This window comes from Micromonospora sp. NPDC047756 (assembly GCF_055587245.1).
The window spans coordinates 780300-793686 of record NZ_JBVJGQ010000002.1; the positions used below are offsets into that span (position 1 = coordinate 780300).

A 13387-nucleotide genomic window follows, 5' to 3' on the forward strand; every position below is an offset into this window, starting at 1 on the left:
CTGTCACGCCGCCGTGAAACTGGCGAGGCATCCGGCGCAGCAGAACCAGAGGTCCTGCCCGTCGACGCGCGTGTGCGGCGTCTCTGCCCCGACCAGCACCGTCATGCCGCACACCGGGTCGACGGCCTGCTGTGGTCGGGCGGCCGGCGGGCCGGCGGCCGGGGCCAACCCGTCCACCCGGATGGCCCGGACCACCTCACCCATGATCGCCAGGGCGATCTCCGCCGGCGTACGCGCGCCGATCTCCAGCCCGGCCGGGGTGTGGACGCGGGCGCGTTCGGCGTCGGTGAGGCCCAGCTCGTCGAGCAGGGCCTCACCGCGTCTGTCACTGGCGACCAACGCGATGAACCCGACGCCGGCGTCGAGCGCGGCCCGGATCGCCTCCGGCTCGCCCCTGCCCAACCCGGCCACCACCACAGCGGTGCAGCCGGTGCTGTCGTCGGCGGTGACGACGTCGAAGTCGAGGAACGCGGCCACTGTCGTCACGGCGGCGCTGATCGGGGTGTCACCGACCACGCGTAGCGCCGGCGCCGGCAGCATCGGCCGGAGGAAGACCTCGATCGCCCCACCGGAGTGGCACGGATTCACCACCACCCGTGCCCCCGGCGTCTCGGGGAACGGGGTCGCGCCTTCCGGCAGCACCCGCAGCAGCAGAGCGGTGCCGTCGCGCAGGGTGTCGAGGGCTGCCGCCCGCACCGAACTCTCCGCGCACACCCCGCCCACGAAACCCTCGATCGAGCCGTCGGACCGGATCACCGCGTCGTCGCCCGGCCGGGCCGACGTCGGATCCTGGGCGCGGACCACTGTGGCGTGGACGAACGGCTCCCGGGTGTCGGTCAGCTCCCGGGCGCGTTCGGCGATGGTGGTCATCCTCGGCTCCTCAGATCGGCGGCCGGGCCTGGCCGCGCATCGCGTCCCAGACCCGTGACGGCGTCAGCGGCATGTCGGCGTGGCGGACGCCGAAGGGCTTCAGGGCGTCGATCACCGCGTTGACGATCGCGGGCGGCGACCCGACGGTGGCGGACTCGCCCACGCCCTTCGCGCCGATCGGGTGGTGCGGCGACGGCGTGACGGTGAACCCGGTCTCCCAGTCGGGCACTTCGAGGGAGGTCGGGATCAGGTAGTCCATCAGGGACGCGCCGAGGCAGTTGCCGTCCTCGTCGAACGCGATCATCTCCATCAGCGCCATGCCGACCCCGTCGGTCAAGCCGCCGTGCACCTGCCCCTCGATGATCATCGGGTTGATCCGGGTGCCGCAGTCGTCGACCGCGATGAACCGTCGGACCTTCACCTGCGCGGTGCCGGGGTCGATGTCCACCACGCAGATGTACGCGCCGTGCGGATAGGTCAGGTTCGACGGGTTGTAGCAGATCTGCGCCTCCAGGCCACCCTCGATGCCCTCGGGCAGGTCGCCCGCGCCGTGCGCGCGCAGGGCGATCTCCTGGATCGTGACGGACCTCCCCGGGTCACCGGCGACGTGGAACGCGCCCTTCTCCCACTCCAGGTCGGCGACCGACACCTCGAGCATCCCCGAGGCGATGATCCGGGCCTTGTCGCGGACCTTCCGGGCCACCAGGGCGGCCGCCGCGCCCGAGACGGGCGTCGAACGGCTGCCGTACGTGCCGAGGCCGAACGGGGTGTTGTCGGTGTCGCCGTGCAGCACCTCGATGTCCGCCGGTGGGATCCCGATCTCCTCGGCGACGATCTGCGCGAACGTCGTCTCGTGGCCCTGACCCTGCGACTGCACGCTGAGGCGTACCACGGCCTTCCCGGTCGGGTGGACGCGCAGCTCGCAGCCGTCGGCCATGCCCAGCCCGAGGATGTCCATGTTCTTGCGCGGCCCGGCGCCGACGGCCTCGGTGAAGAACGCGATGCCGATGCCCATCAGCTCGCCCCGGGCCCGCTTCTCGGCCTGCTCGCGGCGCAGCTCGTCGTAGCCGGCCATCTCCATCGCCAGCCGCATCGTCGGCTCGTAGTTGCCCGAGTCGTACACCCAGCCGGTCTTCGTCGTGTACGGGAACTGCTCCGGCTGGATGAAGTTCTTCAACCGCAGCTCGGCCGGGTCCATGCCGAGTTCGTCGGCGAGGCAGTCGACGATCCGCTCGACCAGGTAGACCGCCTCGGTGATCCGGAACGAGCAGGCGTACGCGACGCCACCGGGCGCCTTGTTGGTGTAGACCGCTGTCATCTTGCAGTACGCGGCCTCGATGTCGTAGCTGCCGGTGAAGACCCCGAAGAAGCCGGCCGGGTACTTCACCGGAGCGGCGGTGCCGTTGAACGCGCCGTGGTCGGCCAGCACGTTGGTGCGGATGCCGAGGATCCGGCCGTCGCGGGTCGCGGCGATCTCCCCGCGCATGATGTAGTCGCGGGCGAAACCGGTGCTGATCAGGTTCTCCGAGCGGTCCTCCATCCACTTGACCGGCTTGCCGGTCACGATCGAGGCGACGATCGCGCAGACGTACCCGGGGTAGATCGGCACCTTGTTGCCGAACCCGCCGCCGATGTCCGGCGCGATCACCTGGATCTTGTGCTCGGGCAGGCCCGCCACGATGGCGTAGAGGGTGCGGTGCGCGTGCGGGGCCTGGGTGGTCGACCAGAGCCGCAACTTGCCGTCGACCGCGTCGTAGTCGGCGACCGCCCCACACGTCTCCATCGGCGCCGGGTGCACCCGGGGGTAGACGAGATCCTGGCTGACCACGACGTCCGCACGGGCGAAGACCGCCTCGGTGGCCGCCTCGTCGCCGGTCTCCCAGTCGAAGCAGTGGTTGTTCGTCTTGCCGTCCAGATCGTCGCGGATCAGCGGCGCGTCCGGCTCCAACGCCCGGCGCGCGTCGATCACCGGGTCGAGGACGTCGTACTCGACGTCGATCAGCTCCAGCGCGTCACGTGCCGCGTAGCGGTCGTCGGCGACGACGAACGCCACCTCCTGGCCCTGGAAGCGCACCTTGTCGGTGGCGAGCACGGCCTGCACGTCGTTGGAGAGCGTCGGCATCCAGGCCAGGTTCTGCTGCGCCAGCGCCGCACCGGTCACCACCGCCCGCACCCCGGGCGACGCCTCGGCGGCACTGGTGTCGATGCTGACGATCCGGGCATGCGCCACCGGCGACCGGAGGATCGCGAGGTGCAGCATCCCAGGCAGTTGGACGTCGTCGACGTACCGGCCGCGTCCCCGCAGGAAGCGCGGGTCCTCCTTGCGCAGCATCCGGCCGTACCCGACGGGCTTCTGGTCGTTGTCGTGGAACGTGTCCACGCGCTCGTGCACAGTGGTCATGCGACGGCCTCCGCGGGCTGGCCGGCGTTGTCGATCTCCCCGGCCTGGGTCGATTCGGTGGTCTCGGTGACCTGGGCCGCGGCCTGCGCCTCGGCCACGGCGGCCCAGCGGACCGAGCGCACGATGGTGGCGTAACCGGTGCACCGGCAGATCTGACCCGAGATCGCCTCCCGGATCTCCGTCTCGCTCGGGTCGGGGTTGCGGTCGAGCAGGGCCCGCGCGGTCATCATCATCCCCGGGGTGCAGAAACCGCACTGCAGGCCGTGGCACTGCATGAACCCCTGCTGGATCGGGTCCAGCTCGGCGCCCTTGGCGAGGCCCTCGACGGTACGCACCTGGTGGCCGCCGGCCATCGCGGCCAGCACCGTGCACGACTTCACCGGCTCACCGTCGAGCCAGACCACGCAGGTGCCGCAGTTGCTGGTGTCGCAGCCCCAGTGCGTGCCGGTCAGACCCAGCACGTCGCGCAGGAAGTGCACCAGCAGCAGCCGGCCCTCGATCTCCCGGGTGACCTCGACGTCGTTGACGGTCATGGTGACCTGCATGCTCAGCTCCTCGCCCGTTCGACGGCCCGGCGCAGGGTCCGCCGGGTCAGCTCGGCGGCCAGATGCCGCTTGTAGTCCGCGCTGCCGCGCTGGTCGGTCACCGGGTCGCAGCTGTCCGCCGCGATCGCCCCGGCCTGCTCGTAGAGGCTCTCCGAGGGTTCCTGCCCGCGCAGCGTCGCCGAGATCGCCGGGATGCCGGTGGTGTTGGGGCCGACCGCCGCGAGACCGACCCGGGCGTCGACGATCGCGCCGCCGTCGAGCCAGACCGCCGCGCCGGCCGACACCACGGCCCAGTCGCCGGCCCGGCGCTCGACCTTGGCGTACGCGCTGCCACAGCCGGGCCGTACCGGCAGCCGGATTTCGACCAGGATCTCGTCGTCGGCGACGGCCGTCTCGTACGGACCGACGTGGAACTTCTCCATCGACACGACCCGCTCCGCGCCACCCGGGCCCCGGATCACGCACCGCGCGTCCAGCGTCGTGCAGACCGCCGACAGGTCCTCGGACGGGTCGGCCTGGCACAGCGAGCCGCCCAGCGTGCCCCGGTTGCGCACCACCGGGTCGGCGATCACCCGTTCGGCGTCGGCGAAGATCGGGAACGCCGTCGCCAGAACGGGGGATTCGAGGAGCTCCCGATGCCGGGTCAGCGCACCGATGCGGACCTCGTCGGGGCCTGCCTCGACGTAGCCCAACTCGCCGTGCAGGTCGTTGATGTCGATCAGATAGTCGAAGTTCGCCAGCCGGAGCTTCATCATCGGCAACAGGCTGTGCCCGCCGGCGATCAGGCGGGCGGTTCCGCCCAGCCGCTCCAGCAGGCTGATCGCATTGTCCACACTGGTGGCTCGCTCGTACTCGAACGGTGCCGGCACCTGCATGTCGCACCTCCGTGGTCCGGCAGAATCTCTGCCCGGCGGGGGGCAAAGTCAACGGTGACCTAAGCAGTTGCTTAGGTCACCGTTGACGGTGTCGGCGAGGCTCGCGGATCGTGCGGCCATGCGTGACATCGTCGACGGGCTGGCCGGCTGGCGTGCGGAGGGAGTCGCGTTCGCCGTCGCGACCGTCGCGCGGACCTGGCAGTCCGCGCCGCGACAACCTGGCGCGGCGATGGCCGTCTCGGCGAACGGCGACGTGGTGGGCAGCATCTCGGGCGGCTGCGTCGAGGGTGCCGTCTACGAACTCTGCCGGGCCGCGATCCAGACCGGCGCGGCGCGCACCCAGACCTTCGGCGTCAGCGACGACGACGCGTTGGACGTCGGGTTGACCTGCGGCGGCACCATCGAGGTCCTGGTGCAACCGAGCGTGGCGATGACCGAGTTCGACGAGGTCCTCGCCGCGATCCGCGACGGCCGTCCGGTCGCCACCGCATCGGTGGAGAACGCCCAGTTGGTGATCTGGCCGGATCGGTTCGCCGGCAGCCTCGGCGCACCCGATCTGGACGACGCGGCGGCCCGGCAGGCGACCGGGATGCTCGCGCTCGGCCTCACCGGCACGATCCACCTGGGTCGGCAGGGGCAGCAGCGCGGCGACGAGGTGGCCGTGTTCGTCCAGTCCTACGTGCCACCACCCCGGATGATCATCTTTGGCGCGATCGACTTCGCCGCCGCGATGGCCCGGATCGGCACGTTCCTCGGCTACCACGTGACGGTCTGCGACGCCCGCCCGGTGTTCGCCACCCGTGCGCGTTTCCCGGACGTCGACGACCTCGTCGTCCGCTGGCCGCACGCCTACCTGGAGTCGACGACCGTCGACGACCGCACGGTGCTCTGCGTCCTGACCCACGACCCCAAGTTCGACGTGCCGCTGCTCCAGGTCGCCCTCGCCACACCGGCCCGTTACATCGGCGCGATGGGCAGCCGACGTGCCCACGACGATCGGATCCGCCGGTTGCGCGAGGCGGGTGTTCCGGAGAGCGCGCTGGCCCGACTCCGCTCACCGATCGGGCTGGACCTGGGCGCGCGGACACCGGAGGAGACGGCCGTGGCGATCGCCGCCGAGATCACCGCCGAGACCTGGGGCGGCACGGGACGCCCGCTCAGCGACCTGGCGACCCCGATCCACCACTGACGCGTACGCTCCGCGGATGGACCTCGACGATCTTCCGCTGGCCGAGTTCGCGTTTCCGGGGCCACTGCGGGACAAGCTCGTGGGCGCGATCCTGTCCGGGGCGAAGACCTCGACGTCGGGCCTGCTGATCGGGTACGAGTGCGCGAACGAGCCGCTGCCCGAGGTGGGTCAACTGTCGGCAGTGGTGGACTCCGCCGGCCGCCGCGTCGCGGCCATCGAGCTGACCGACGTACGGGTGGTCCGGCTCGCCGACGTCGACCTGCCGCACGCCCTGGCCGAGGGGGAGGGCGACGAGTCGGTCGCGCAGTGGCGTGCGGGGCACGAGACGTTCTGGCACAGCGCCGAGGTGCGCGCCGAGTTGGGCGACCCCGACTTCACGGTGGACGACGACACCCTGGTGGTGACCGAACGGTTCCGGCTGGTGCACGTCACCTGATCTGCGCCGCCCACTGTGGATGGTCCGTCGACGGACCACATGATCGTCGAAGGTCACCTATGCTCGGCGCGTGATCCCCCCGGCACTCGAGATCCGTGGCCTGGTCAAGACCTTCGCGGCGCATCGCGCGGTGGACGGCATCGATCTGACCGTGCGTTCCGGCACCTTCCACGGCATCGTCGGGCCCAACGGCGCCGGCAAGTCCACCACCATCGGGATGGCCGTCGGCCTGGTCACTCCCGACTCCGGGGAGATCCGGATCCTCGGTCACGACGCGCTGCGCGAGCGCGGCCTGACCCGCGCGCTGACCGGCGTGCTGCCCGACGGCCTCGACTTCCCGGAGCGCCTCACCGGCGCCGAACTGCTGCGCTACAGCGCCGGGCTGCGAGGGCTGCCCCGGGCGGAGGCCGCCCAGCGGGCAGCCGAACTCATCGACGTGCTCGGCCTGGTCAAGGGCGCCGGCACCCCGTTGGCCGACTGCTCCACCGGCACCCGCAAGAAGCTCGGTCTCGCCCAGGCGCTGCTGCACGCGCCGCGACTGCTCGTACTCGACGAACCGTTCGAGGCGGTCGACCCGGTCTCCGCGGCCACCATCCGCCGGGTGCTGCGCCGGTTCGTGGCCGGTGGCGGCACCTGCGTGCTGTCCACCCACTCGATGCTGCTCGTCGAGCAGATGTGCGACGAGGTCACCGTGATCCATCAGGGCCGGGTGGTCGCCGCCGGGTCGGTCGCCGAGGTCGCCGCCGGCAGCAGCCTGGAGGACCGGTTCGTCGAGCTGGTCGGGGCCGAAGCCTCCGGCAGCGCCGGTCTGGACTGGCTGACCGGGGCCCGATGAGCACGCAATCCACCGTCGCCGGAGCGTGGGGCGGCGCCCTCGGCGCGATGACGGTACCGGCCCGGATGCGCGCGACGATGTTGCGTCGCTCGCTGCGCGAACACCCCGGCCCCACGGTGGCCGGCCTGGTCGGTCTGCTCGCCGCCGCCTGGTTGATCCGGTACGCGCGCAACGGCGACCAGCACACTCTCGGCCTGCTCGCCGGGGCGTGGGTCCTCGGCTGGATCGTCCTGCCGCTGCTGCTCGGCGGCGGGCGTGGCCGGGTCCGCCCGGCCCACCTGCGGTTGGAGCCGATCGGCGGGGTCCCGGCCGCGATCGGCCTGCTCGCCGCGTCGGCGATCGGGGTCGGCCCGGCCGTCTCGCTGGTGGCCCTCGCCGCGCTGCCGGTGCACGCCGCCCGGTACGGCACCGTCGCGGTCCTCGTCACCGCCTGTGGCGCGGTGCTGCTCTGGCTGCTCGGGCTGATCGGCTCGGCCATCGCGCTGGAGGTCGTCGGCCACGCCGGTGGTCCGGTCGGGGCGCTGCTCACCGGCGTCCTCACCGGCACGGCGATGGGGGTCGCCGGGTCGCTCTGGGCCGTCTTCCCGTGGGTGTCGGTCCTGCTCGTGGCACCGCCGCAGGACGTGGTCCGGGCCATGGGGTACGTGCCGAGCGGCTGGCCGGTCACCGCCGTGGCCGGGCCGACCGGGCAAGGGGTGCGCCTGATGGCGGCGCTGGTGGGCATCGTGGCGCTCTGCGCCGCCGCGTACGTCATGCTCGTCCGAAGGGTCATCGCCACCGGCGTGCCGTTCCGGCCGCGCCGGACCACGGCGGCCTCACCGGCCACGGCGCAGCGGGAGTGGCCGGGGTGGGTGCCGGCCGCGACGCGGGCGGTCGTCGGCCGTGAGTTGCGGTCCTGGACGCGGCATCCGCTGCGGGTGCAGTATCTGGCGTTCGCTGTGGTGTACGGGGCGTTGCTGGCCGGGCTGCCGCTGCTGTCGGACGTGGACCTGCTGTTGCCGTGGGCCGGAACGCTCGCCGTGCTCGGCGCGGCGGCGATGTCGGCCGGGTTGGTCGGGCTGGACGGCACCGCGTTGTGGCTGCCGTTCACCACACCGGGCGGTGAACGGGCCGAGGTCCGGGGACGTGCCCTGGCCTGGCTGGTGCTGGTCACTCCGATCGGCGTGCTGCTCACCGTCGTCGGCATCGTCCTCGCTCCCGACGTCGACCCGCTGGCCGCGCTCTCCACCCTGCCGGCCCTGCTCGGCGCGGGCGCGTCGGTGCCGGTGTGGGTGTCGCTGCTGCGCGTACGTCCGGTGGCCGACCCGCGGCACCCCACCGCGGCCGACAACCCGACCGACATCGTCAGCGTGCTGGTCGCCACCGCTGCCGGGCTGCTGGCCGCCGGGCCGGTGCTCGCCCTGATGATCTGGGGTCCGCCGGCGGCGACACCGCTGCTACCGGTGGTCGGGCTGCTGTCCGGCGTGGCGACCTGGTCCGGTGGCCTGTGGTTGGCCGACGAGCGGCTCGCCCAGCGCGGCACGACGGTGCTCGCCGCGGCCGGTCAGCGCAGCCGGCCCCCGGAGGCGGCGCTCCCGCTGACCTGGGACGCGCAGTGGTATCGGGAGAACACGTCGACAGCGTGGGCGCTCGGGCTGCTGACGCTCGGGTGGGTCCCGGTGATCCCGCAGGGGCTGATGCCGCTGGCCTTCGGAATCGACAGCGGGTGGATCGTGGCCGGTCACCTGAGCGGGAGCGCGCACACGGCGGTGGGGTTGGCGATGGTCGGTCTGGGCGTCGCGATGCTGCTCACCGGCCTGGTGCTGTGGGATCGCCGACCGCAACCGGGCAGCCGTGCCCCATCACTTCCCCCCACCTGACCGCCCCTCCGGGGCGCAGTCGCCGCCTCGATCGGTGGCAGCTCAGCCGGGAACCGCTCGGCGTGTCGAACAGCTGATCTGCCAACGATGCGAGTGGAGTGGTGCGAGCCAGGCGAGACGACGGGGCCCGAGCTGGTCTTCGTAACCTTGGTCCGCCAGACTCCGCGGTATGGGTGATCGTTGGCGCCGGTGGGCGTGGGTCGGGGTGCTCGTCATCGGGCTGATCCTTTATCTGGCGGTGCTGCGGACCTTGGTCAGCACCAAGAATCCGAACTTCGTACCGGCGTTGATCCTGCTCGGGGCGACGTTGGTGCCGTTGACGTTCCTGACGTTCGCGCAGGCCCGGACCGGGCGCTGGCAGGTGCCGGCGTCGGTGTTGGTGACGTCGGCGTTCTTCGGGGGTGTGATCGGCACCGTTGTCGCCGGCACCCTGGAGTACGACACCCTGCGCGGCCTCGGCACCCTGCCGATGCTGTTCGTCGCGTTGATCGAGGAGTCGGCGAAGCTGATCGTTCCGGTGGTGCTGCTGTTCACGGTGGTGGCCCAGCGCCGTCGCCGGGTGCCCTCCGACGGGCTGATCATCGGCATCGCCGCCGGCATGGGGTTCGCCGCCCTGGAGACGATGGGTTACGCGTTCAGCGCGCTGCTGAGTTCGCAGGGCAACATCGGCGCGGTGGAGCAGACGCTCTTCATCCGGGGTCTGACGGCGCCCGCCGGCCACACCGCCTGGACCGGGCTGACCGCCGGCGCGCTCTGGGCGTTGCTGGCGAGCCCGAGCGTCGCCCGGCTCTTCGGGTTCATCGGCACGTTCCTGGGTGTCGTCGTCCTGCACACCCTCTGGGACACGTTCTCCGGTTCGCTCGTCTTCGTCGTGTTGGCAATCATCAGCATCGGGTGGTTGTTCTGGGAGCTGCGCCGCTACCGGACCTTCAGCGATCAGCACGTCGGCCAGTTGCAGCCGCACTGACCAACGCCGTCCTCCATGCCTCTCCCGGCCCGCAGCGAAGGGCTGGGAGAGGCATGACTGTTGGTGATGTCGCTGCGGCCGGGCCGGCACCTCAACTACCGTCAGAGTGTTCATATGTGGCGGGATTGGTCGGGAAGGTGCGGCGATGGGGGCGCGCGGCTGGTTCGAGGGTTGGCCGGTGTATCGCCAGCTCACCGGCACGGACCCGCTGGGCCGGGGTGCCGCGGCGAAGTCCGACGGGTCCCGCGCGCTCACCGCTCGGACCGAGACCGCCGACAGCGTCGCCCGCTCGGTCTGTCCGTACTGCGCCGTCGGCTGTGGTCAGCGGGTGTTCGTGAAGGACGGGCAGGTCAGTCAGATCGAGGGGGATCCGGACAGCCCGATCTCGCGGGGTCGGCTCTGCCCGAAGGGTTCGGCGAGCAAGAGCCTGGTGACCAGTCCGCTGCGGCAGACCAAGGTCCGCTACCGCCGGCCGTACGGCACCGAGTGGGAGGACCTCGACCTCGACACCGCGCTGAACATGATCGCCGATCGGGTCCTGGCCGCCCGGGACGAGACCTGGGAGGACGTCGACGCCGAGGGCCGGCCGCTCAACCGGACGCTGGGCATCTCCAGTCTGGGCGGGGCGACGCTGGACAACGAGGAGAACTACCTCATCAAGAAGTTGTTCACCGCGATGGGGGCGCTCCAGATCGAGAACCAGGCGCGTATTTGACACTCCTCCACCGTCCCCGGTCTGGGGACCAGCTTCGGTCGTGGCGGCGCCACCCAGTACCAGCAGGACCTGTCGAACTCCGACGTCATCGTCATCCAGGGTTCGAACATGGCCGAAGCACACCCGGTGGGTTTCCAGTGGGTGATGGAGGCCAAGCGTCGGGGCGCGAAGGTCTTCCACGTCGACCCGCGATTCACCCGCACCAGCGCGCTGGCTGACGCGTACCTGCCGATCCGGGCGGGCACCGACATCGCGTTGCTCGGTGGGGTGGTGCGCTACATCCTCGACAACGAGTTGGACTTCCGGGAGTACGTGGTCGCCTACACCAACGCCGCGACGATCGTGACCGAGGAGTACGCCGACACCGAGGACCTGCACGGGCTCTTCTCCGGCTTCCAGGAGGAGAACGCCTCGTACGACCAGACCAGTTGGCGCTACGAGGGCCACGGGCAGAACCAGACGACCCGCGACACGGAGATCCAGCGGGAGACCGGCGCCGGTCTGGAGCACGAGTCGCACGGCGCACCCGTCGGCGGCGAGACCGAACGGGACGAGACGTTGCAGCATCCGCGCTGCGTCTACCAGATCCTCAAGCGGCACTTCTCCCGCTACACCCCGGAGATGGTGGAGAAGGTCTGCGGCATCCCGCAGGAGAAGTTCCTCGAACTGGCCCAGGCGTGGACGGAGAACTCCGGCCGGGACCGCACCGGCATGCTCGTCTACTCCGTCGGCTGGACGCAGCACAGCGTCGGCGTGCAGTACATCCGCACCGGCGCGATCATCCAGCTCCTGCTGGGCAACATGGGCCGCCCGGGTGGCGGGGTGATGGCCCTGCGCGGGCACGCCAGCATCCAGGGGTCCACCGACATCCCGACGCTGTTCAACCTGCTGCCCGGCTATCTGCCGATGCCCCACCACGCCAATCACCCGACCCTGGACAAATGGGTGGACAGCATCGCCCACCCCGGGCAGAAGGGCTTCTGGGGCAACGCCCGCACCTACGGCGTCAACCTGCTCAAGGCGTACTGGGGTGAGGCGGCCACCGCCGAGAACGACTACTGCTACGGGTACCTGCCCCGGATGACCGGCGACCACGGCACCTACCAGCAGGTGCTCGACATGATCGACGGGAAGGTCAAGGGGTACTTCCTGCTCGGGCAGAACCCGGCGGTCGGGTCGGCGCACGGCCGGGCGCAGCGTCTCGGCATGGCCAACCTCGACTGGCTCGTGGTCCGCGACCTGTTCGAGATCGAGAGCGCCACCTTCTGGAAGAACGCGCCGGAGATCGAAACCGGCGAGATCGCCCCCGAGCGGTGCCGCACCGAGGTGTTCTTCCTGCCGGCCGCCTCCCACGTCGAGAAGGAGGGCACCTTCACCCAGACCCAACGGTTGTTGCAGTGGCGGGAGAAGGCCGTCGAACCCCCAGGCGACGCCCGCTCCGAACTCTGGTTCTTCTACCACCTCGGACGCGTCATCAGGGAACGGCTGGCGACGTCGACGAAGCCCCGCGACCGGGCGCTGCTCGACCTCGCCTGGGACTACCCCACGCACGGCCCGTACGCGGAGCCCAGCGCCGAGGCGGTGCTGCGCGAGATCAACGGGTACGACGTGGCCACCGGCCGCCCGCTGGCGTCGTTCACCGAGATGAAGGACGACGGCTCCACCGTCGGCGGTTGCTGGATCTACACCGGGGTGTACGCCGACGGCGTCAACCAGGCGGCCCGCCGCAAACCCGGCTCGGAGCAGTCCCTGGTGGCACCCGAGTGGGGTTGGGCGTGGCCGGCGAACCGGCGCATCCTCTACAACCGCGCGTCCGCCGACCCGGACGGCAACCCGTGGTCCGAGCGCAAGCGCTACGTCTGGTGGGACGCGGACAAGAGCGAGTGGACCGGCTACGACGTACCGGACTTCGAGAAGACCAAACCGCCGTCCTACCGACCGGCGCACGATGCCTCGGGCGTGGCGGGCATCGCCGGCGACGACCCGTTCATCCTCCAGGGCGACGGCAAAGGCTGGTTGTACGCCCCGACCGGTGTGCTCGACGGGCCGATGCCCACCCACTACGAGCCGGTCGAGTCGCCGGTGCGCAACCCGCTCTACCGACAGCAGGCCAACCCGACCCGCAAGGTCTACACCCACCCGATCAACACGCTCAACCCGAGCCCGCCGGAACCGCACAGCCAGGTGTTCCCGTACGTGTTCACTGTCAGCCGGCTCACCGAGCACCACACCGCCGGTGCGATGAGCCGGATGGTCTCGCCCCTGGCGGAGCTGCAACCCGAGATGTTCGTCGAGGTGTCGCCGGAGTTGGCGGCCGAACGTGGTCTCACCCACCTGGATTGGGCGCACCTGGTCACCGCCCGTGCGGCGATCGAGGCGCGGGTGCTGGTGACCGATCGGCTCACCCCGTTGCGGGTGGACGGTCGGATCATCCACCAGGTGTGGTTGCCGTACCACTTCGGTTTCGAGGGTCTGGTCACCGGCGACTCGGCCAACGACCTGTTCGGCATCAGCCTGGACCCGAACGTGCTGATCCAGGAGAGCAAGGTCGGCACCTGCGACGTGCGGCCCGGCCGCCGACCCAGGGGCCGGGAGCTGCAGGACCTCGTCGTCGACTACCGGCGGCGGTCCGGCGACCTGAACCCGCACTATCCACCGCAGGTCACGACCGACTCCGCCGACAGCGGCCCGGACC

Annotated in this window: 9 protein-coding genes and 1 pseudogene; 6 read left to right on the forward strand and 4 right to left on the reverse strand. The window is 71.1% G+C overall.

All coding sequences use genetic code 11. The annotated features are described in order from the left end of the window. Nucleotides 1-3: 3 nt before the first annotated feature. The 4 genes from ACZ6NZ_RS08560 to ACZ6NZ_RS08575 are packed head-to-tail and all read right to left on the reverse strand — an operon-like array spanning nt 4 to nt 4691. A complete protein-coding gene (locus ACZ6NZ_RS08560; RefSeq protein ID WP_465857078.1) occupies nt 4-870 on the reverse strand; it encodes an XdhC family protein in 867 nt (288 codons plus the stop codon). Between the two features lie 10 nt (nt 871-880). After that, complete coding sequence (locus ACZ6NZ_RS08565; protein WP_465857080.1) at nt 881-3271, reverse strand: aerobic carbon-monoxide dehydrogenase large subunit; 2391 nt, start codon at nt 3269-3271, stop codon at nt 881-883. Beyond that, on the reverse strand, nt 3268-3816 hold the full coding sequence (locus ACZ6NZ_RS08570) for a (2Fe-2S)-binding protein (RefSeq protein ID WP_465857082.1): 549 nt from the start codon (nt 3814-3816) through the stop codon (nt 3268-3270). Before ACZ6NZ_RS08570 ends, ACZ6NZ_RS08565 begins: the two co-directional genes overlap by 4 nt. 2 nt (nt 3817-3818) lie before the next feature. After that, nucleotides 3819-4691 (reverse strand): FAD binding domain-containing protein, encoded by an 873-nt coding sequence (locus ACZ6NZ_RS08575; RefSeq protein ID WP_465857084.1) that lies wholly within the window; start codon nt 4689-4691, stop codon nt 3819-3821. A 118-nt stretch (nt 4692-4809) separates the two neighbouring features. On the opposite strand from ACZ6NZ_RS08575, the gene ACZ6NZ_RS08580 reads away from it, so the two are divergent. The 6 genes and pseudogenes from ACZ6NZ_RS08580 to fdh form a co-directional block, all read left to right on the forward strand. Further along, complete coding sequence (locus ACZ6NZ_RS08580) at nt 4810-5880, forward strand: XdhC family protein (RefSeq protein ID WP_465857086.1); 1071 nt, start codon at nt 4810-4812, stop codon at nt 5878-5880. A 16-nt stretch (nt 5881-5896) separates the two neighbouring features. Further along, nucleotides 5897-6316, forward strand: coding sequence for an ASCH domain-containing protein (locus ACZ6NZ_RS08585; protein WP_465857088.1), 420 nt, complete (start codon nt 5897-5899; stop codon nt 6314-6316). 70 nt (nt 6317-6386) lie between these two features. Continuing rightward, nucleotides 6387-7151 carry an ABC transporter ATP-binding protein gene (locus ACZ6NZ_RS08590; protein WP_465857090.1) on the forward strand — a complete coding sequence of 255 codons (765 nt, stop codon included), beginning with the start codon at nt 6387-6389 and terminating at the stop codon, nt 7149-7151. After that, on the forward strand, nt 7148-9010 hold the full coding sequence (locus ACZ6NZ_RS08595) for a hypothetical protein (RefSeq protein WP_465857092.1): 1863 nt from the start codon (nt 7148-7150) through the stop codon (nt 9008-9010). The genes ACZ6NZ_RS08590 and ACZ6NZ_RS08595 overlap by 4 nt, the downstream gene beginning before the upstream one ends. Nucleotides 9011-9179: 169 nt before the next feature. Next, entirely contained in the window at nt 9180-9977 is a 798-nt protein-coding gene (locus ACZ6NZ_RS08600; protein WP_357195932.1) for a PrsW family intramembrane metalloprotease, read from the forward strand. A gap of 145 nt (nt 9978-10122) precedes the next feature. After that, nucleotides 10123-13371: pseudogene (fdh, locus tag ACZ6NZ_RS08605) on the forward strand (formate dehydrogenase); the annotation flags it as partial. Between the last annotated feature and the right edge of the window lie 16 nt (nt 13372-13387).

Coding starts and splice junctions, on each gene's coding strand:
- ACZ6NZ_RS08560 (WP_465857078.1), bottom strand. CDS start 870: ATGACCACCATCGCCGAACGCGCCCGGGAGCTGACCGACACCCGGGAG.
- ACZ6NZ_RS08565 (WP_465857080.1), bottom strand. CDS start 3,271: ATGACCACTGTGCACGAGCGCGTGGACACGTTCCACGACAACGACCAG.
- ACZ6NZ_RS08570 (WP_465857082.1), bottom strand. CDS start 3,816: ATGCAGGTCACCATGACCGTCAACGACGTCGAGGTCACCCGGGAGATC.
- ACZ6NZ_RS08575 (WP_465857084.1), bottom strand. CDS start 4,691: ATGCAGGTGCCGGCACCGTTCGAGTACGAGCGAGCCACCAGTGTGGAC.
- ACZ6NZ_RS08580 (WP_465857086.1), top strand. CDS start 4,810: ATGCGTGACATCGTCGACGGGCTGGCCGGCTGGCGTGCGGAGGGAGTC.
- ACZ6NZ_RS08585 (WP_465857088.1), top strand. CDS start 5,897: ATGGACCTCGACGATCTTCCGCTGGCCGAGTTCGCGTTTCCGGGGCCA.
- ACZ6NZ_RS08595 (WP_465857092.1), top strand. CDS start 7,148: ATGAGCACGCAATCCACCGTCGCCGGAGCGTGGGGCGGCGCCCTCGGC.
- ACZ6NZ_RS08600 (WP_357195932.1), top strand. CDS start 9,180: ATGGGTGATCGTTGGCGCCGGTGGGCGTGGGTCGGGGTGCTCGTCATC.